The following is a 20269-nucleotide window of genomic DNA, read 5'->3' as shown; positions in this document are numbered from 1 at the left end:
AGGCATCTGGTCGGCAGAATGGAACGTTAAAGTGGCACTCAATTCGAACCAAGTTAAATCCCTGCAAGCTAGATGCGGACGGCGGGGCTATCTGGTCATGGGCGGGAGCGGCGATCGGGTGTGGCCTTCCGCTTCACTGACCTTGACGGTAAACGGCGCGCAAATGGTGTTCGCCAGGACCGGCGAACGCGAAGCACGGCCGCGACGTACCGACGTTGAGCGGCGAGTCCAACGATGCCCGCGAATACAAGGTCACCCTGAAGTGCGATAGCGTCGTTCCGCGCGTCGAGACGCCAGCCCGGCAAGACGTGAGGCATGGACTGCAAGCCACTGAACCTTGCGAGATCACGGAACGGAACCCGCCCCGGCGGATGCGCCATTTCCTCGACATGCCGACGCGAAACGACGGCGCGTGACATCCGGCGTCGTCCGCCGCGATAACACATAACATATCGAACGACGCACCTACATCAGTTCATATCAAACTGTTGCAAATGTGTATTATTTGTTCGCTAGAGAAAGCCATCAACGTTACGGGGGCTGGCGTCACAACTCGGCGGGCCGGGCTCGGTCATGGCAAGACCATGAGTCGAGATACTCCTAGCTGGTAGAGTTATGCGACGATCAATGCGTCTCCCGCTGCCCTTGGGACCAGACAGGGTGAGATGCCCCGGTCAGGTGGAATTTCCCTGCGGTCGTGGTAGCGCCTTTTTGCTCCGAGCAACCGCCCGCCCGCCGAGGATGTGATCGACGATGGACATGCCGTTGCACAGAACCCGCGTCAACTACAGCGGTGGGCGGGAAGAAGCTTCGTCCTCGATGTCGGCCTTGATCGACCAACTGTCCGGACTGGCCCGGCGGCAGTATCGGGTCATTCTCATCGTGCCAGCCGTGGCCTTAGCCATCGGCCTGCTCTATCTGCTCATCACTCCCTCGCAATACACCGCGACCGCTACGCTTTTGATCGACAGCAGCACGCTGCGGGTCCTGCAGAACCAGTTGCAGCCGCAGGGGGATATTCCGCTCGACACGCTTCAGGTGGGCTCCCAGGTCGAAATTCTCGCGTCGCGCAAGCTGGGACTCGACGTTGTAAGGAGCCTCAAGCTCGCCGACGATCCGGAATTCGCCGGCGGCTGGAGCCTGTTCGCGCGTCCGGACGTCACCTCAAACACGGTGGAAGAACGTGAGCAGAGGGCGCTCGATGAGTTTCTGGCCCACCGCTCCATCACGCGCGGCGACAAGACTTATGCGCTGAACATCTCATACACGTCGCGTAGCCCCGAGACCGCGGCCAAGGTCACCAACGCGATCGCGGAGGCCTATATCGACGACCAGCTCGGCGCAAAATACCAGACAGTCACCCGCGCAGGCGCCTGGCTGCAGGACCGGATCAACGAGCTGAAGTCGAAGGCGGCGACAGCCGATCGCGCCGTCCTGGAGTTCAAGGAAAAGAACAACATTGTCGACCTCGGCGGACCGAACGTATCGGCCGGCAGCGCGAGCCGGCTCATCGGCGAACAACAGCTGTTCGAGCTGAACAGCCAGCTCGCCGCCGCGCGCGGCGCCACCAGCGAGGCCAAGGCCCGGCTCGACCGGATCGAGCAAGTCCGGAAAATGGACGTCAGCGAAGGCGCCGTCGCAGATATCCTGAAAAACGAGGTCATTACGCGGCTCCGCAATCAGTATGTCGACCTGTCTGCGCGCGAGGCCAACATCTCGACGAGATATGGTGCGGATCATACGGCCGCGATCAACCTGCGCGACCAGATGGAGGAAACGCGCCGAAACATCCGCGGGGAGCTCGGACGGATCGCTGGCAGCTACAAGAGCGATTACGAGATCGCCAAGACGCGCGAAGAAAGTTTGGAGCGGTCGCTGGCCAGCCTGGTATCCGAGGGCCAGCTCACCAACCGCGATCGGCTTGGATTGGCCGAGCTCGAAAGCTCGGCCAAGGTATATCACACGCTCTACGACACTTTCCTGCAGCGTTATATGGAGGCGATACAGCAGCAGTCGTTTCCGATCACCGATGCACGCGTGATCAGTCCAGCCGTCGCGCCGAAGAAGAAGAGCAAGCCGGTGGCGTCATTCGTCCTTGCCATCGCGCTCACGATGGGCCTGATGGCGAGCTTTGGAATTGCAGCCTGGCGCGAGGCAGTCGACGGCGTCTTCCGCACGGGATCGCAGGCCGAACAGGAATTGGGCGTCCGTTGTCTGTCGGTGATTCCGCTCGCGGCTGGACAGGCACCTCGTGCACCATCACCTCCGCGATCGATCGCGACCGGATTCGATGCAGAGGCCGGTCGACTGGGTCCGCCACCGCAAACCGTGGAGAACGTGGCGGCGGATACACCCCATTACGCATTCATCGATCCGTTGAAGCGACGCGCAGTCGACGATCCGATCTCGGTCTTCACCGAAGCGTTTCGCGCAATCAAGATGAGAGCGTGGCTGGAATCCACCATCCGCGAGAACAGGCTGATCGGCATCACCTCGACCGTCGCGGGCGAAGGCAAATCCACTGTTGCCGCGAACCTTGCGTCGCTGTTGGCCGATGCCGGTCGACGCGTGATCCTGATCGACGCAGACCTTCGCAATCCTACGCTTGCCCGCTCGCTCACGCCACGGCCGTCAGCCGGATGGCTGGAGGTGCTGAGCGGGAAGATCGATCTCGCACAGGCCACGGGCCGAGACGCCGCCACGGGACTGGCGCTGCTGCCTCTGCTGCTGACCGAAGCTCCGGTCCATTCCGACGAGGTGCTGGCGTCGCAGGGATTTCGAACCCTGCTTGATCGACTGCGCGAAAGCTATGATTATGTTATCGTCGACCTTCCGCCGATCGCACCCGTCGTCGACGTGCGTGCGATCGTCCCGGTGATCGACTCCTTCGTGTTCGTGGTAGAATGGGGAAGCACCAGGATCAAGGCGGTGCGGCGCCATCTGCTAGCCGAGCCGGACCTACACGATCGCCTGCTTGGCGTGGTGCTGAACAAGGCCGATCTGAGGGTTCTCGAAAAATTTGAGCAGCCGGGTGTTTATCAGAATGGATACTACAGAAGTGGCAGCTAGAGGTGCCGTTGAATTGATGCTGAGAGGGCGCAGCGCCGGATCCCCGCTGCGGCGGGACGAGCCCTAGGATGAGCAAGCGGATCGCTCTCATCACCGGCGTGACCGGTCAGGACGGCGCCTATCTCGCCGAATATCTGCTGTCGCTCGGCTATGTCGTGCACGGCGTCAAGCGGCGCTCGTCCTCGTTCAACACCGCGCGCGTCGATCACCTCTACCAGGACCCGCATGTCGGCAACGTGCCGTTCCTGATGCACTATGGCGACATGACGGATTCGACCAATCTGATCCGCCTGGTGCAGCAGATCCGGCCGACCGAGATCTACAATCTCGCAGCTCAAAGCCACGTCGCCGTCAGCTTCGAGAGCCCGGAATACACCGCGAATGCCGACGCCATCGGCGTGCTGCGCCTCCTGGAAGCGATCCGCATCCTCGGCATGGAGAAGGAGACGCGGTTCTACCAGGCCTCGACCTCCGAGCTCTACGGCCTGGTGCAGGAGATCCCGCAGAAGGAGACGACGCCGTTCTATCCGCGCTCGCCCTATGGCGTTGCAAAACTCTACGGCTACTGGATCACGGTGAACTACCGCGAAGCCTACGGCATGTTCGCGTCGAACGGCATCCTGTTCAACCATGAGAGCCCGATCCGCGGTGAGACCTTCGTGACCCGCAAGATCACCCGCGGCGTCGCGCGTATCGAGGTCGGGCTGGAACAGACGCTCTATCTCGGCAATCTCGAAGCCAAGCGCGACTGGGGTCATGCCAGGGACTATGTCGAGGGCATGCACAGGATCCTGCAGGCCGACAAGCCCGACGACTTCGTGCTTGCCACCGGCGAGATGCGCTCGGTGCGCGAGATGGTCGAGCTGTCCTTTGCGCATGTCGGCCGCCGCATCGCATGGCGCGGCAAGGGCGTCGAGGAGACCGGCGTCGACGAGACGAGCGGTAAGACCGTGGTGAAGATCGATCCGACCTATTTCCGTCCGACCGAGGTCGATCTCCTCGTCGGCGACGCCAGCAAGGCGCGCGAGGTGCTCGGCTGGACGCCGAAGCGCAGCTTCGCCCAGCTCGTCGAGGAGATGATGACGAGCGACCTGGCGGAGGCAAAACGGGATGCGGCCAGTGGCAAACGCACCGTTTGAGCTGAGGGGCAAAAGCGTCTATGTCGCCGGCCATCGCGGCATGGTCGGAGCCGCGCTGGTGCGCCGGCTGGCGCGGGAGGACGCGCGGCTCGTCACGGTCGACCGGCGCGAGGTCGATCTCTGCAACCAGGCCGCCGTGTTCGACTGGTTCGCCAGGACGCGGCCGCAAGTGATCTTCCTCGCCGCGGCCAAGGTCGGCGGCATCGTCGCCAACAACACGCTGCGTGCCGAGTTCATCTACGACAACATCGCGATTGCCGCGAACGTGATCCAGGCCGCGCATCTCAACGGCGCCGAGAAGCTGATGTTTCTGGGCTCGTCCTGCATCTATCCGAAGCTGGCGCCGCAGCCCTTGCGCGAGGATTCCGTGCTATCAGGTCCGCTGGAGCCGACCAACGAGCCCTACGCGATTGCCAAGATCGCCGGCATCAAGATGGCGGAGGCCTATCGCAGCCAGTATGGCAGCGACTTCATCAGCGTGATGCCGACCAATCTGTACGGGCCCGGCGATAATTATCACCCCGAGCTGAGCCACGTCGTCGCCGCGCTGATCCGGCGTTTCCATGAGGCAAAAGTCGCAGGCGCAAAGAGCGTCATCGTGTGGGGCACCGGCACGCCGCGGCGTGAGTTCCTCTATGTCGACGACATGGCGGATGCCTGCGTGCACCTGATGAAGACCTATTCGAGCGCGGAGCTGGTCAACATCGGCACCGGCGAGGACATCACCATCGCCGAGTTCGCGCGCGTCGTGGCCGCCATCGTCGGCTACGGCGGCGAGATCAGTTTTGACACCTCGCGTCCCGACGGCACACCGCGCAAATTGCTGGACGTCAGCCGGCTTGCCAAGCTCGGCTGGCGCGCCACAACCTCGCTCGAGGATGGCGTGAGGCGCGCTTACGAGGCGTTCCTGTCGAGCCATCCAGCCGCGGTACGCCAGCTGTCTGAGGTCTTGCGCTAGACGAGTAGGGATTATAGGGCGGCCCGAAAGGCCGGTTCTGGCACTAGCCGCTGTCGGGGCGCCGCAAGCGCGTTCCTTGGCGCGCCCGAAGTTCCTCTTCGTATTTCAGCTTTTCCAGCAGCATGTCGGTCACAAGACGTCGCAATTGCGCGTTTTCGAGCTCTAACCGCTTGATTGTGTCCACACTGCTGGCGTCGGCCGAACCGAGCGGCCGGCCATCGGCTTCGCTGCGCCGGCCACCAACCGGCTCGGACGAGTCGGGCATCTTCTTCCAGCGGTGGTAGGTCATGATGCTGACGCCAAGCGCCTTCGATATTTCCCGCTGGGTCTTCCCCTTGGCCGCAAGTTCGTTGGCTTGCGCCAGCTTGGCCGAAATCTCCTCCGAGGCATGCCTCTTGCCAACCATCGTGGTCCTCTCCGGCCAGAATCTTGCCAGTCCGGACTTAGTAAGCGCGAATCGTGAACGTTTTCAATAGGCCAGCGAGAAATCCTGGACCGGCTATCGGCCGGCAGACCCGTCAGCGCATGCGTCCGCCGATGCGAGAGGACATCATAAAGTGCGGTCCCGTGCTCCAACCGGTCGCACCGCCGAACAGATCATTCCCAAATGTACTAATGTTAACTCTTGCGACGACACCGCTTCGAGGCCGGTTGCGGCCGAAAAGCTCTGGTCAATATGCGTTGCGCGGCCGGACCAATTCAAACGCCGTCCTCAGCATGATATGAATATCCAATATCAGGCTCCAATTATCAATATACCATAAGTCGAGTGCAACTCTCCGTTCCATGAGCTCGAGCCGCGGCGTGCCCCCGCGATAGCCTTGAACCTGCGCCCAGCCGGTAATTCCCGGCTTGACGTGATGACGGAACGCGTAGTTCGCGATCACGCTGCCGTATTCGTAGTCGTGCACCAGCGCGTGCGGGCGCGGCCCGACGATCGACATATGGCCCTGGATCACGTTGAGGAGTTGCGGCAGTTCGTCGATGCTGGTCTGGCGGATCAGGCGTCCGACCCGGGTCACGCGCGGATCCTGCTTCGTCGCCTGCACAACCGTGCCGCCGTCCTCCTGGACGCTCATGCTGCGCAGCTTGTAGATCACGAACGGCTTGCCGTTGAAGCCATGGCGGCGCTGCCGGAAGATCACCGGCCCCTTCGACTCCAGCTTGATCGCGATTGCGACGAAGATCAGTGCGGGGGACAGCACGACCAGCGACGTCGCCGCGACGATGATGTCGAGCAGCCGCTTCGTCAGGCGATCGAGAACCGACAGCGGTGCCGGCTGCACCTCCACCATGTAGAGCCGTTGAGGCATCGAAGTCTGGTGGCGCAGCACGGTCGACACCGCGCGATCGGGTAACAGGCGCACCGGAAGCGGAATGACGCGCAACCGGTCGAGCAAAGCCTCGATGTCGCGGGGACCGGACCAGGACAGCGCGAGCACGATCTCCTCGGCAGCGGCCTCCCGTATGCGCTTCATCAGCTCGTCTTCGTGCCTCCCCGGAGCAGAGAGTTCTGGCGCTTCGTTTCTCGGCAAAATGATGCGCTCGACCTCGTGCAGGCCAAATCTGGCGAGCAGGTCGCTCCTTCCGAACTGGGCCAGCTCGCCTTGCGTTCCGATCACCACCACTCGCCGCCCGCGGATCGTGCCGGCGACAAGCGCCGAACGAAGGCGTCGTTTCCCCAGCCAGCGCGCGACGAGAAGGCCGGCGCCGCCGATCGCGAAGAGGCAAACGACCGAGCCACGCGAGGCGTCGCCGCCGGATTTGAACAGAAACAGCACGACCGCGAGGACGAGAGCAGCAAGACACCAGCCGGCCAGGACCCGCCCGCCGTCGAGTTCGTCGTCCAGCAGCTGGTTCAACCGGTAGAGACCGAGGAAATGCGCGACCAGGACATAGGCGAAACTCGCCACCAAACCGAGCCCGGCATAGAAGGAGCCGTCGGCGGTGCCACCAAGCGCGCCCTGATAGGCGATGCCGCCGATAGCGCCCGCTGCGACGATGATCGAGCCGTCGACGGCCGCGAACAAGGGCTCGATGAAGCTGAACGGGATAGCCAGACGGACCCGCGATCGGCCCTCGAACGCCGATATCGGCTCACCCGCATTGGTCAGGTCGGTCACTATTCGCCCCCGGGGTCGGTTCCCGATCCGGATAACACGGGCATTGTACCATAATTATGATACTTTTACTGTCGATTAACCAATGCATCATCCGTGGATGACGGCGCCTTCGCCTCGTCATCCGATTGACATGAATCTGCAATCCGCCGCGTGCTCAAGCGCGATGAGATCAGGCTGAATTGCCATCGCGCTTCAGGCTACTTGTTCGACTAGCGCGACGGCGCAGCGTCCGGCTTGGCGTCGGGTTTGGGCTCGATCAGCCTGGACAGCGCGATCTCGTTGACCACGGGCGGGGTCTGCTTCAGCAGCTCCGCCACATAGGCGCGGCGGTTGGCCTCGATGCGCTCGGCCCGCATCCGCTGCACGAGAGCCTCTCGCACGTCCGCCAGCGGCCGCGTATGCGACGCCTCGGTGTCGAGCAGCTTCAGGACGTGCCAGCCGTCCTCGAGCCGGATCGGATCGGCAATGCCCGACTTCGGCAGGCCGGTGACCTGCCCGCGGATCTCGCTGCGCATGTCGGGCTCGGCGACCCAGCCGATCTCCCCTTCCCGCCCCGCGGTTGCCGCATCGTCGGACGATGCCTTCGCGATCGGACCGAACTCCGCGCCGGGCTGCTTGATCTTCCGCACGATGTCATCGAGCTTTTTGCGCGCGGTGTCCTCAGCCGCCTTGTCGGCGTCCTTGGCGAGGTTGACCACGATCTGGGCGAGACGGAAGCGACGGGGAACGAGGAACGCGCTGGCGTTCGCCTCGTAGACGCTCTTGATGTCGGCCTCGCTCGGATAGCTGTCGCCGAGCGCCGTGACCGATTGCAGGTAGCTCTCGACGATCAAAGTATCGCGTGCGCGCGCAAGCTGCGTCACGACGACCGGCTGCTGGTCCCACTTCTTGGCCGCGGCCTCCTTGAGCACCAGGCGGTTGGCGAGGATCGCGCGCACCGTCTGGCTCAGCAGCGCCGGATCACGCGCCATCGCAGCCTGCTGGCGCGCATCGAGAAGCTGGATGGTCGCGCGCACTTCTTCGGCGGTGACGTCGCTGTCGCCGACGCGGGCGATGATCTCGCTGCCCTTCACGGCCGCATTGTCCTGCGCCGCAGGAGCTGGTTGGGCCGCCGCCGGAGTGGCCGGCGCAGGCGTTGCGCGCGGAACTGCGGGCTGGGGCGGATTGCGCGTCTGCGCGAGTGCCGGCGATGACGCCGCGGCGTGGAGCGCACCGGCTAGCAGCACGAGCTTGAAAACGTTCCGGGTCATGGCTTAGCCTTCTGTTCGATGATCTGGTCGCGAAGATCCTGGGCGGCGCTCTGATGCTCGACCCGCTTGAACCCGATCACGGGATCGTGGTGGATCACCTTCTCCAGCGGATCCATCTTCTCATATTGCTTGACGGTATCGTCGGCGATCCTGACGAGACGGACATTCTTGGCCTCGCAGGCTTTGGCGCTCGCCTTCCAGCTCGTCGCCTCGCCTTCGAACTTGGAGCGCTCCGCGTCCTTGGTCCGCGCAACGCCCGCCGCCTCGCCATAGGCGGCCTTCCACTTCTCCAGGGAATCGTCGCGCTCGGCGATCCGCTCGTTGAAGTCCTTCACCGCCTGGCGATAGGCCTGCTCGGCTTCCTTGACCTGGGCGCGATAGCCCTCGATCTGCTTACGCAGGCGGTCGCGCTCCTGCTCGGCCGCGGTCAGCTTGGCCTGGACTGCGGCCCGTTGATCCTCGGCGGCCCGCGCCTGCGCGGTGGCGCTGCGCAGCGCCTCGCGCAAGCGATCGCTTTCCTGGTCGGCATGGGCGGCCGAGGCGACGACGAGCGCCAGTGCAGCAATTGACGACAGACGCAACAGCCGCATGATCAGAACCTCGCGTTGAGATCGAGCTGGACAATGTCGACCTTGTACGGCAGGCCGGCGATGTTGTTCGCGCTCATCCAGCGCACCGAGCCCCAGATGTTCTCGCCGAGGCCGACATTGCCGCCGATGAAATAGCCCTTGAGATTGGTGCCGCCGAGGCCGAAGTCGGAATCGACGAACGCATCCACCATCGCGTCGGACTCGAGATATTTGTAGCCGACATGCGCGTTCCAGTCCCAGAGATGCTTGATCTCCTTGTTGCCGACGGTCATGCGCGCAAGCCAGCCCTGGTTGCCGCCGTTGTACACGCTCGCGCTGCCGTCTGTGGTTGATCCGAAATTGTTCGGAAACACCGCGACAGCGGCAACGGCGCTCCGGTTAAATGCCGTATTCCAGATATACTCACCGTCCAGGATGATGTGAATCGGATTGAACTGCGCAAAATCAAGCTGCGCGCTCGCGACCACCGGCCGGAAGTCGCTGGCAAGGCCGTAGTACTGATATTGCGCCGTAGTGAGGGGCGTGAACGCAAGGTTGCGCAAGCTCATATACGTGTTGCCCTTTTGCGCGAAGGAAGGTCTCAGCACATCCGTGTCGCAGATATCGCTCGCAGTGATGACCAAGCACTCGCTGGAAAGTTTGCCCTTCACATTGGTGAAGTCATAGTAGGCGAATGCCAAGGTGAGATTGGTTTCGGAATCTAGTCTTGCGCCGAAACCACCCTGGGCGCCGAACAGCCACTTGTCTCGGCTCGGCATCTTCGCTGGTCCCGACAGGTCGGCAGTATTAAGCCCCGCGTTGAGATCAGTGTTGAAGACCGGGAAGGCGCCGCCGACGAAGAAGGGCGTGAAACCCTCTGCAACTTCCTGCTTGGCCTGAATTGCGAAACCATCGAAACCGAGATCCTTGTACCAGACCAGATCCGTCGGCGACCAGAATGGATTGTCGAAGCGGCCGACAGAGCTGACGAAGTCCCGTACCGGCTCATACTTGAGGAAGGCGCGGTCGAGCCAAACTGCGTACTTCGAGAAGTTGCCGCCATTTCCGCCGAACGTCTGATTGGTCGAAATGGGTGAGCTGCTCTCCCCGGTCGCGATCCTCAAGCCTGCGGTGAACCCGTCGAACAAGTCAACGTCGGCTCCCAGTCGCGCACGAAAACGAAAGCGGGTGCGGTTCTGCGTCGCGTTGTAGGTCGGTGGGAAGTAAGGATTCGTCGCGACATCCTCATTGAACGGCGAACCTGTATTGATGGCGTTGAAGTTCTCGAGGTACCCATTATTCCCCGCCGGGAAATAATCTCCCTCATACCGCGCACGGATGTCGCCGTAGAATCGGATCCGCTGCGCCCATTCCGGGTATTTCCCGGGCGACGCCCAATTCTCCTTGTGAGCGCGGTCCATCACCTCGGCCCTGATCTCCTCGCGCAGCTGCTTCTTGACGATCTCGGGCACGTAAGTGACGCGCTTGGTGCCGGGCGGCGACGTCGCATCGGCGGCGCTGGTCGCCGTCTTCTCCGCGCCTTCCGCCTTGGCCGCGGCATCGCGCGTCGCCTGGCGGGCGACATAGGCTTCGTCGTCGGCCTGCTTGACCAGGACTGCGGCCTGCTCCTCGCTCAGCGTTCCCTGCTTCACGAGTAGATTGATCAGGTTGACCGTCGCGTTCGATGAAGGCGGCGCGTCGCGCGAGACGGTCGGACGCTTGCCCTGCGGCATCCCGTCGTCCTGCGCCGCGGCGGGGACTGCGAGCGCAAGCAGCACCGCTGCCGTCGCTGCCAGTTCTCGCGTCTTCATTTCACGCCACATGACATCACCTCTTCTGCTCTCAACTCACTCACAGTCACTCGTCTCACCGCACTCACCCCCGGTTCTGGCCCGTGAGGCGGATGATCATCGGCATCGGCATGTCCTTCGGCGGCGGCTCGCGCGCGCGCAGGCCGCCCACCACCTGGTCTCGGATGGCCACGTCGAGCGCATTGTCGCCCGTCGATGGCGACAACTGCACGCGACTGACCCGGCCGGAATTGTCGAGCCACACCCTGGCGACGGTGCGGAACGCGGCATCGCGAGATTTTTCATTCGCCTGCAGTCCCGCGTCGATCTGCGATTGCAGCATGCTCGCGTACCAGCCGAAGCGGCTGTTGCCGCCGCCTCCGCCGCCCCCGCGCCCCTTGCCCTGTGCAAAGCCGCCGCTGCCCGGCCCGGTGCCGAGACCGAGATCCGGCGGCCCCGGCGTCGGATCCGGTCCGGCATCGGGCGGCGCGTCCTTTGGAATGTCGACCGGCTTCTCCTCGGCGACATCCTTGACCGGCGTCTGCTCAATCACCTTTTGCTCGGGCTGCTGTTCCGGCTGCTGCTCGGGCGGGGGCGGCGGTGGTGGCGGAGGCGGCGGCGGCGGAAGCACCATCGTCACCTGAAGCTCGTTCACCTTGCGCGGCGGATCCTTGTCGCCACTCATGACCATGATGACGACGCCGGCCACCAACGCGATCACGACCAGCGCCGAACCGCCGAGCAGCAGATAGCGCCGCCATGCCGGCGGGCCGTCGTCGTCGTTGCTGTCGTCGTCCCACGCCATCGTCCCGTCTCATCGCGCCGACGGCTTGGTCGCCATGCCGACCTGGGTGAAGTTGAGGCGGCCGAGCAGATCGAGCACGTCGACGACGTTCTGGTACTGAGTCTGGCTGTCGCCGCGCACGACGATCGGAAATTCGGGCGTCAGCGCACGCTGCTGCACCAGTCGCTGCTCGAGCTCGGGCAGCGTCACGGGAATGGTGTCGAGGAACAGCTTGCCGTCGTTGGCGACCGTGATCGCCTTGGTGGTCTGCTGTGCGAGGCTCGGCGCCGCGCTCGCCTTCGGCAGGTTCACCTTCATGCCCTGCACGGTCGCCGTGGTCATGATGATGAAGATCACCAGAAGCACGTAGGCGAGATCGAGCATCGGCGTGATGTTGATGTCGTCGTACGGCTTGCTTTCGGACTGGACTTGCATGGGTTCACTCCGCCGCCTGCTTCACCGGCTCTTCCGGCAATTCGTAGGACTCCGCGATCCGCGTGATGAACTCATCGACGAAGACCTGCATCTCGCTGCTGACATCCTTGATGCGGATCGTCAGGTAGTTGTAGGCAAACAGCGAGGGGATCGCGACGCCGAGGCCTGCGACGGTGGCGACCAGCGCGGCCGCGATACCCGGCGCAATCGCATTGACGTTGACGTCGCCGCTGGCTGCGATCGCCGCGAAGGTGATCATGACGCCGACCACTGTGCCGAGCAGGCCGAGGAACGGGCCGCCCGAGATCGCGATCGTCAACATCACCATCAGGCGATTGAGGCGCTGGCTCTCCCGCACGAAGCCGCTGTCGAGCACGGCGCGGATCGACTGGATTGCCTGCGGCGACAGCCGGCGGTAACCGCCGCCCGCAAAGCGGCGCCGGATCTCCTGCGCACCGGCCGCGAACAGGCGGTAGAGCGGCGCGGCATGGACCACCTTGCGCTGCTTCTTGCCGAGCTCGCCCCCGAAGCTGGGATCGTTCTCCTGATTGTCGAGCTGGAGCAGCCCGCCGATGTCGGTCGAGGTCTCGCGAAAATGCTTGAGGAAGATCGTGTTGCCGGCCGAGACGCGGTTCAGATACGAGATGCGATCGACCATGACGTACCAGCTGATCAACGCCATGATCCCGAGCAGGCCGATGACGACCCAGCCATCGAGCGTCACCGAGCGCAGGATCACGCCGAAATAGCCGCCGCTGAACCAGCCCGCATTCTCCTCGTCGACGCTGAACGAGATCAGCTTGGCCTGGTCGGGCCCCTGCCCGACCGCCGACAGCTTGATGAAGCCGGCCGAGCGCGCGATCTTCGCGATCGCAAGCTCGTCGACGTCACCGGCAAAGCCGGCGGCAGAGCCAGCAGGCGCGGCCGCGGTCGGCGTCGCCTGTGCCGCGTCGGCTGCGGGCGCGGCTGCATCCGCGGCGGGAGCTGCCGCGGCAGCGGCGCGACCGAGTTGCGCCACGCCGGTCATGGTGGGCAGGGCCGCAGCAAGCGTCGCGACCTGGTTGCCGTCGACGTAAAGGATGATCTGGGTGCCCTTCGCCGTGAATGCGACCTGGTGCCAGGTCCCGGCCGCGATCGCCGTCCCGCCGGCGGCACGCTGCGTATTGCCGCCGCTCGTGACCTCCACGAACGCCACACCGTTGTCCAACCCAACCGTCAGCCCGTTCGCGCCCTCGTTACGAGAGAACAACACTGCGCCCGGCTGCGGCGCAGTCATCTTGATCCAAAGCGACCAGCTGAGTTCACCGCCTTCCGCGGTCACGAGCGAGGGCGAGCCGGGAAGCGTAAGCGCAGTCTGCCCATCGAGGCGCGCGCCCTGCCCGATGATGGCGCCGTCGGCAGCCGGGACCGCGTTCTGGGCGGTGTTCGCCCAGGCGGTGATGTCCTGCGCCGGCGTCGAGCGGTCGTTGAAATGATAGACCAGCAGGGTGTCGGGATCGTAGGTGCCCTTCGCGTCGACCGCGGTCGGCGCCTTCTGGTTTCCGTAGTAGAGCCAGATGTCGTTCTTGGTCCCCGGCTTCAGCTCGGGAACGCCGACCCAGACCAGCGCTTCGCCGAGCAGCGAGTCGTATTTCTCGACATGGTGCTTGAGCGGCGTCTTGTCGTCACCGGCAACGAAGCGAAGGTCGCCGCCGTCCTCCTTCGCCCCACCGAAGCGAAAATTGCCGACATGCAGACGCACGAGAATCGGCGTGGTGCCGATGGCATCGCTGATCCCTGCGCCGGACGGACCGGTGTCGATCGTAATCTTCTTGCGCAGCGTCCACTGATCGTTCCACCACGCCGCCGCGGGCGACGGCCACAGTGCGGCGAGGAAGACGAAGGCGAGCATCACCGGCCCGCTCAGGCGAAGTCCGGGGCGTGATCCAAAGCGAAGGAGCGACATCTAGAATTCTCCCCAGACCCGAAAGCTGAACCGTGGATGATTGGCGACGGTGACCTGCTGGCTGGTCAGCGGCATACCGACGAAAACAATGCTGTTGAGGTAGCGAAGGGTCTTCATGCGCATGCCGACTCCGTAGCTTGCGAGGTCGAAATGCGATTCCTGATCGATGAGCGGCTTGTGGATTCTGGTATTGCCGCCGTCGGCGAAAGCGAAGAAACGAACATCGTCGAAGGCGTTGTACTTGATGGATTCGCCGAGCGGATTCGGCAGCTTCTGCTCGAGATATTGTGCGAGATTGGGCGTGCGCAGCTCCAGCGTCCCGGCGACGCCGTAATCGCCAATCACCTCGGATTCGAGATAACCGCGCACCGTGTCCTGTCCGCCGAGGCTGAATTGCTCGCTGGACACGAGCGGCTGATCCGCCGCCTGTCCCTGCAGTTTTGCGTAGAGCTGGAACCCGCCGGCGAAATCCTGGGTGTGCGAGATATCGGCGTGCAGCGTGATAAAGCTCGCGGTCGCGTCGAAGCGCTTGGCGTCGAACTCGTCGCGGCTGGAGCCGATGCCGCGCAAGCCTGCCGTGATCGTTGCGTTGAGCTGCGTGAGCCGCCCCTCGCCCTGCCAGGTTGCACCATAGGTGCCGACGAGCGGCACGTAGGTCACGGGCGAGTCAAAGGCATCGGAGCCGAGCTTGAGCGACTGCTTGAAATCCTTGTAGTCGATCCCGAGGGACAGCGTGTGGAACAGTTCGCCCCTGGACGGCAGCGTCAGCACCGCACGTCCACCGACCACCTGGCCGGGGCCGACAACATTCGAGCCGCCGACAGTCGCGACCGAGCTGTCCGAGGTCAGGCCATAGACGAGGACGCTGAGCCAGTCGATTTCGGTCCGCGCCAGGTACGAGCCCGACACGACCATGGCGTCCTTCGGATTCATCGGCGAGACCTGGTACGTCCAGGTCATGGAGTGACCGAGCTGCCAGAGATTGTCGTAGCGCATCGAGATGCTGGTACGCAGCGGCGTGGTGCTCGGGCTCTGCTTGTTGTTCAGCTCGATGCTGCCGTGGAGCGGAAGCGTGTCCTCGATGTTGAGATCGACGTCGACGGTGCCGGGCGCGACGCCAGCTCGCAGCGCCGGCGTGACGCGCCGGTCGGGCCAGCGGTTCAGCGCGACGATGTCCTTCGTGACGTCCTGAAAATTCGGCAGCGTTCCTTCCTTCAGTGATGGCGCGCTGCTCTTGACGTTGTCGAGGTCGAAATAACGCGAGCCCTTGACGCGCAAACGTCCGACCCGGTTCTCGGTAACCTTGAGCACGACGAAGCCGCGTTGCGCATCCTGCTGCGGCACGGCCACGCTGACGGTCTGAAGGCCCTTGTCGTGATAGGCCTTCTCCACCGCGGCGCGGGCCTTCTCGACATCCTGCGAGCTCTTGTCCGGACCGAGGAAGGGATAGACCGCAGCCTCGATCTCGATCTGCGGCAGATTGTCCGCGCCCTCGACACGATACTCGTCGATATCGAAACGGGTTTCCGGTGCTGCCGGCTTGGCCGCCTCCGCCTCACTCTTGGCCGGCTTGGCGTTTGCGGGCGCAGCAACAGCAGGCTTCGCCGCAGCCGGCTTGCTCGCGTCGGCCTCGGATTTCGCCGCGGCCGGCTTCGTGCAGATCGCGCAGATGATCAAGCCGCAGATGGCGAGACGCGAGGCACATGCCGCATCAGACCGACCACTCCGCACAGCGCGCAGCGGCGGCGGCGCATGACGGCGCGCGCCATTATGATACAGACGACGCGAATTCACCCCAGCCTCGATATCATGCTCGCATTGCAGACGCCCTTCGGCGACCGCAGCGTCCTTCGGACAGCCCGAAACCGACCGAGACGCCGGTCTGCGAGGGCCTTATCCGATAGACGTTGCGCGCGCAGGCGCAGCGAAAACTTTTTTACGATGCTCGCGACGCCACTCGATCGTTCGTGTGATGATTTCACGCAACATAACGCCACCATCACTCGATGTCTGTTACTCGATAACAGTTCGTCACATTACCGTTGTGCGGCCTTACTACCGTCCGGCCACAAATTGGGGACTGAGTGAAGTGGGGCGTAGCATGACCATCGACAGCATCAGCAGCTTGCGGACGCTTCTGCTCGCAGAGTATGTCGACTTCGATCGCAGGTTGACGCGCCGGCTGGGCTCCTCGGACCTTGCTTCCGAAGCGCTCAACGAAACCTACCTTCGTCTCGAAGGCATGCGCGAGCTTGGGCCGGTGCGCAGCCCGAAGGCTTATTTATTCCGCATCGCGCTCAATATCGCTGCGGACCGCCGCCGCGCCGAGAAGCGCCGCCTCACCGTCGACGAGGTCGATGCCCTGCTCGAAATTCCCGACGACCGGCCCGACGCCGCGCGCGTGATCGAGGATCGCTCCGAGGTCAATCTGCTCAGGCACGCAATCGCCGAGCTTCCCGAGCGCCGCCGACGCGTGCTGACGCTCTCGCGCATCGACGGCATGCCGAACCGAGAGATCGCGGCCCTTCTCGGCGTTACCGTCCGCACTGTCGAGACCGACCTCAAGCAGGCAGTCGAGCATTGCGCTGATCGTCTCAAACGTCCCGTGCGGACCAAATTCGGTTTTCAGCGTCCAGCTTCGTCTTACGTACATAGATATGCCGATCGCGAGCATCCGCTCACGCCCGGCGTGTGCGGGAAAGCGCTGGATCGTGACGAAGCGAAGCCATCAGGTCGATCACTTGGATCCCTTAATCCGTGAAGCCCTTTCATGGATCATGCGCCTCAAGTCGGGCGAGGCGACGCTTGCAGATGCCGAACAGCTTATGGACTGGCGCGGGCGAAGTTCCGCGCATGAAAATGCTTTCCGCGATGCGGTAAAGTGCTGGCGCGCCATCGGCCAGGCGCTTGCAACCGGCCGTCCCGCGCCGGCAAGCCGGCGGCGGCGCGCATCGAAGGGCAAAGCCCGCACATAATGCATCAGGCTCGACCTGCGAGCCGCAGGTTCCGCCTCCTGCAGCCTGTCAATGCAAATCAGACGGCGTCTTGCGAGCGGCCACGCCGCGCAGGCGCGTGTTCAGAGCAGCGAAATTGATCGTGCTGCCTCCCGTCAGGACCCGACCACGTGCGGGCGCGCCGCCCGCCGAAGTCCGTCCGAACGTCGGTGGTGGAACGGAGCCAGTGACGGCGACGCCGTTGGCCGCCAGATGCGCGCGGACGCGTGTGCAATACTCGACCGACAGATACGAGAATCGTGTCTCGCCATGGCCGGCGCGATATTTCATCGTCGCGGTGCAGAGATCGCCGTTGGCCCGGCGCCAGGCACCGGCGAGATAGCGGACGCCGTAATGCACGTTGACCTCGGGCGAAGCCAGCTCCGCCGGCGTCCCGGCAAAACCCATCATCCGTGCAGTCGGCAGCATCACCTGCATCAACCCGACTTCGCCGTCCATGCCGACCACGGCGGGATTGTATCGGCTCTCGACCGCCATCACTGCATCGACCAGCGCGGGCGGCAGGCCGAAAGCCAGCGCTTCGCGCTCGACCAGTTGCCGGTACTCGGCACGGCCGGCGCGCCAGTCGCGACCGAACATGGCGCTTGTGCGGTACGTGAAATTGGCAAGCAGCGGATTTGCGGGAGGAAAATCGGCGGCAGTAAGCGGACGCGGCGCAAACGGCTCGAGCGCCAAAGGCTCCACCGCGCCATCATCCGCATCGTCCACGGAAGCCGCGACGTGGCCGATTTCGGCCTTGCTGCCGTCTTCGTGCTCCTGGGCGCGCCCCTCGCCGCTCGCGACGATCAGCAGGCACAGCGCCGCGACCCGCCACGACCAGCGTGTGCTTCGACTGGCTTGCAGATGTGAAGCAGATCCAGGCATCAGCGGTGCGGCGGCACGATGGTAGGAGCGGATGGCCTAAAGGGAACGGCCGAACGACCGTAATTTGAGCCATATTGCTGGCGAATCGCCGCCTCGTTCGGGTTGCCGACACGCACGTCGGACGAGCGCGCGTCGACCGGTGGCAGGTTGAGCGAAGGATTGACCTTGTTGACCTCGCGTTTGAGTTGCTGGTTGATGCAACCGAACGCGCTCTCGTTTCCGATCTGCACATCGACGCAGCGTTCGTATGTGGGCTTCGTCCCCTGCCCGCCGATGATTGTGCCCTGCCGCTCTACCGGCGGATTGCCCGGATTGGCGGATTGCGCCCCCGCACCTCCCGCCGCCGCGAGCGCGACGAGACCGGCCGCGAGAGCGCGGCCCCCCGTGCGCGCGGACCAATGCAAAACTCGGCTCATGGCCCTGTTCCTCCACCAGCCGGCAGGTTCGTTGGCCGGGCCGCGGGCGAGCATTAACATAATTCGATATCGTCGGATCGTATCCTGCATGATGAGTAACATTTGCGGACCCGCCGTCAAGCCGCCTCCTCCGCCTCCATCATCAGAATGCCCGCCCCGCGCTTCACTGCAAGACGGTGGTCGTCGAGGAGGTCGGCCCCGGGAAGCGGATGTTGTTGACGAGGCTCACTCCGCTCTCTGCAGTCACGAGCGCCGTGTTGATGAAGGTCAGAACCTTCGTGACATCCACTTGCGCGGCGTTGGCGGCGTAGAGCACGTCGAACGGACGCATCGATAGCTTGGTGGCGATGAAATATCCGGCCGGATCCTGGAAGTTGACGTTGAAGACGATCGGCACGGAATCGCCGTCGAACCTGGAGCAATCGACACCGAGCCGTTGCGCCACCTCGCGCGGCTCGCGGCGATAGAGGAAGACGGATGCGGGATCGGCCTGGAGGTCGAGCAGGCCGCGCGCCTTCGCGACCGCTTGCGTCAGATTGATACGCCAGGCATCGAAATTGAACTCGCCCTGCTGGCCGGTGGCGCCGAACGCGATGAATTTCATCGGCTCACGGTAGAGATAAAGGCGGTCTCCAGGCTGCACGAAGGCGTTGCTCGCCGGGAAATAGACCAGATTGCCGAACGGCACCGTGGCGCGCTTTCCGTCGCGCTCGAGCACGACCCACGTCTCCCAGCCGGCGCCGCTGATGCCGCCCGCCCGCGTGATCGCGTCGGTGATGCGGTCCTGCGCGCCAGCCGACGGCATGGGGAAACGCACCGGCGTCCTGACCTCGCCGAACACGCTGACGAGCGAGGAGCGCTGCTGGCTGGATGTCACCACGACCTGCGGGTCGATCGCGCGTTTCTTGATCTGGGCAAGAATGTCTTCCTGAACCTGCACATTGGTGCGGCCCGCGGCGCGGATCCGGCCGGCATATGGCACCGTGATGTTCCCGTCGTTGTCGACGGCCTGATCGGGCAGATTCACGAAATTGCCCGGGCGCACGCCGGCTTCCAGCGGCACGTAGAGCCCGCCCGCCGCGGCCTCGAAGATCGTGACGCTGATGACGTCGCCTATGCCGAACTTGATGCTCGAGGGCGGACGCGTGTCCGCGAGATTTCCGGATAGTCCGTTGGGCTCGTATTTCTCGAGCACCTGCAGGACCTCGGGATTGAGCTTGACCACGGCAAAGGGCAGCACCGCCGTGTTCTCGTTCCTGATGTCGAGACTTGCCGGCCCTGACATCGGAATGAACCCACAGCCGCCGAGCACGGCCGACGAGATCAGGCAGCATGCGATCAACAAGAACTTCCAAAATCGCATGACCGTTCGTTTCACACCAAGCTGACGCACACCTGGACCGGCTTGCGGGACGCCTCGCGGCGGAGCATGCCTCCCGCGCCGCCGGCGCAGGTGATGTGCGGTTCCTGCTGAGTAGACGCTCGGCGCAACGCATCTGCGAAAACGAGCACGGCAGCCGACGAGACTTCAGGGCCACAAATCCCGCGGACGCCGCCGCGCGTTTCGCGCGCGGCCGATGAACCCGACGGAATCGGTCAACCGAACGTGTCACCGCCCCCGCAGCGATCGCTCGGGTGGATCGATTGCTCAAATCGGCGAAGACGCGGCGGCCGAACAGGCCCCGGATCACATCAGTTCGAGGACAACAGCTCGCGCAGGCGCGCGAGCTCGATCTGAGTTTCCGAGACCATACGCATCAACAATGCATTCTCGTGCTCGAGATCTCTGATGCGGCGAAGCCGGCCGTCCTCGTCCTGTTTCAGACCAAGATCGTAGACGTTGGCCTTCAATCTAGGCAGCGCGGACTCGGAGCAGACCGGTTCGGTCGGATTCGTCGCGCGCATTTCAACCC

Annotated in this window: 18 protein-coding genes; 5 read left to right on the top strand and 13 right to left on the bottom strand. The window is 63.8% G+C overall.

Features of this window, described 5'->3' with window-relative positions; genetic code table 11:
- Positions 1–759 precede the first annotated feature (759 nt).
- From ABIA90_RS01095 to fcl, 3 genes are all read left to right on the top strand, one after another.
- Positions 760–3069, top strand: coding sequence for a polysaccharide biosynthesis tyrosine autokinase (locus tag ABIA90_RS01095; RefSeq protein ID WP_354116974.1), 2310 nt, complete (start codon positions 760–762; stop codon positions 3067–3069).
- A gap of 68 nt (positions 3070–3137) precedes the next feature.
- Positions 3138–4208: a GDP-mannose 4,6-dehydratase gene (gmd, locus tag ABIA90_RS01090; protein ID WP_354116973.1), complete on the top strand. Its 1071-nt coding sequence runs from the start codon at positions 3138–3140 to the stop codon at positions 4206–4208.
- Positions 4180–5166 carry a GDP-L-fucose synthase gene (fcl, locus tag ABIA90_RS01085; RefSeq protein WP_354116972.1) on the top strand — a complete coding sequence of 329 codons (987 nt, stop codon included), beginning with the start codon at positions 4180–4182 and terminating at the stop codon, positions 5164–5166. Before gmd ends, fcl begins: the two co-directional genes overlap by 29 nt.
- A 43-nt stretch (positions 5167–5209) precedes the next feature.
- Here the strand turns inward: fcl and ABIA90_RS01080 are convergent, their stop codons facing one another.
- From ABIA90_RS01080 to ABIA90_RS01040, 9 genes are all read right to left on the bottom strand, one after another.
- Complete coding sequence (locus ABIA90_RS01080; protein WP_071915570.1) at positions 5210–5572, bottom strand: helix-turn-helix domain-containing protein; 363 nt, start codon at positions 5570–5572, stop codon at positions 5210–5212.
- Positions 5573–5837: 265 nt separating this feature from the next.
- A complete protein-coding gene (locus ABIA90_RS01075; protein WP_354116971.1) occupies positions 5838–7289 on the bottom strand; it encodes an undecaprenyl-phosphate glucose phosphotransferase in 1452 nt (483 codons plus the stop codon).
- A gap of 209 nt (positions 7290–7498) precedes the next feature.
- Complete coding sequence (locus ABIA90_RS01070) at positions 7499–8539, bottom strand: peptidylprolyl isomerase (protein ID WP_354116970.1); 1041 nt, start codon at positions 8537–8539, stop codon at positions 7499–7501.
- On the bottom strand, positions 8536–9129 hold the full coding sequence (locus ABIA90_RS01065; protein WP_354116969.1) for a hypothetical protein: 594 nt from the start codon (positions 9127–9129) through the stop codon (positions 8536–8538). Before ABIA90_RS01065 ends, ABIA90_RS01070 begins: the two co-directional genes overlap by 4 nt.
- A gap of 2 nt (positions 9130–9131) precedes the next feature.
- A complete protein-coding gene (locus tag ABIA90_RS01060; RefSeq protein ID WP_354116968.1) occupies positions 9132–10931 on the bottom strand; it encodes a putative porin in 1800 nt (599 codons plus the stop codon).
- A gap of 52 nt (positions 10932–10983) precedes the next feature.
- Positions 10984–11703 (bottom strand): energy transducer TonB, encoded by a 720-nt coding sequence (locus ABIA90_RS01055; protein ID WP_354116967.1) that lies wholly within the window; start codon positions 11701–11703, stop codon positions 10984–10986.
- Between the two features lie 9 nt (positions 11704–11712).
- The gene (locus ABIA90_RS01050; protein ID WP_027534659.1) at positions 11713–12117 is read right to left on the bottom strand and encodes an ExbD/TolR family protein; all 405 of its coding nucleotides are present in this window, start codon (positions 12115–12117) and stop codon (positions 11713–11715) included.
- Between the two features lie 4 nt (positions 12118–12121).
- Positions 12122–14062 carry a DUF2341 domain-containing protein gene (locus tag ABIA90_RS01045; protein WP_502916614.1) on the bottom strand — a complete coding sequence of 647 codons (1941 nt, stop codon included), beginning with the start codon at positions 14060–14062 and terminating at the stop codon, positions 12122–12124.
- Positions 14063–15856: a ShlB/FhaC/HecB family hemolysin secretion/activation protein gene (locus ABIA90_RS01040; RefSeq protein ID WP_354116966.1), complete on the bottom strand. Its 1794-nt coding sequence runs from the start codon at positions 15854–15856 to the stop codon at positions 14063–14065. It lies immediately after the preceding gene.
- Positions 15857–16034: 178 nt separating this feature from the next.
- Between ABIA90_RS01040 and ABIA90_RS01035 the strand changes: the two genes are divergently transcribed.
- On the top strand, positions 16035–16823 hold the full coding sequence (locus tag ABIA90_RS01035; RefSeq protein WP_354116965.1) for an RNA polymerase sigma factor: 789 nt from the start codon (positions 16035–16037) through the stop codon (positions 16821–16823).
- The gene (locus ABIA90_RS01030) at positions 16774–17037 is read left to right on the top strand and encodes a FecR/PupR family sigma factor regulator (RefSeq protein ID WP_161495879.1); all 264 of its coding nucleotides are present in this window, start codon (positions 16774–16776) and stop codon (positions 17035–17037) included. Before ABIA90_RS01035 ends, ABIA90_RS01030 begins: the two co-directional genes overlap by 50 nt.
- Before the next feature lie 48 nt (positions 17038–17085).
- On the opposite strand, the gene ABIA90_RS01025 is transcribed toward ABIA90_RS01030, so the two are convergent.
- From ABIA90_RS01025 to ABIA90_RS01010, 4 genes are all read right to left on the bottom strand, one after another.
- Positions 17086–17940, bottom strand: coding sequence for a lytic transglycosylase domain-containing protein (locus ABIA90_RS01025; protein WP_354116964.1), 855 nt, complete (start codon positions 17938–17940; stop codon positions 17086–17088).
- Positions 17940–18458 carry a hypothetical protein gene (locus tag ABIA90_RS01020; protein WP_354116963.1) on the bottom strand — a complete coding sequence of 173 codons (519 nt, stop codon included), beginning with the start codon at positions 18456–18458 and terminating at the stop codon, positions 17940–17942. Before ABIA90_RS01020 ends, ABIA90_RS01025 begins: the two co-directional genes overlap by 1 nt.
- A 61-nt stretch (positions 18459–18519) precedes the next feature.
- Positions 18520–19719, bottom strand: coding sequence for a polysaccharide biosynthesis/export family protein (locus ABIA90_RS01015; protein ID WP_354116962.1), 1200 nt, complete (start codon positions 19717–19719; stop codon positions 18520–18522).
- Between the two features lie 329 nt (positions 19720–20048).
- The gene (locus ABIA90_RS01010) at positions 20049–20261 is read right to left on the bottom strand and encodes a hypothetical protein (RefSeq protein WP_071915580.1); all 213 of its coding nucleotides are present in this window, start codon (positions 20259–20261) and stop codon (positions 20049–20051) included.
- Positions 20262–20269: the final 8 nt, after the last annotated feature.

It is taken from the genome of Bradyrhizobium sp. LA6.8 (assembly GCF_040547935.1).
GTDB classification, from domain to species: domain Bacteria; phylum Pseudomonadota; class Alphaproteobacteria; order Rhizobiales; family Xanthobacteraceae; genus Bradyrhizobium; species Bradyrhizobium barranii.
Note: the sequence above shows the minus strand (reverse complement) of the source record. Positions and strands in the feature narration are given on the sequence as shown.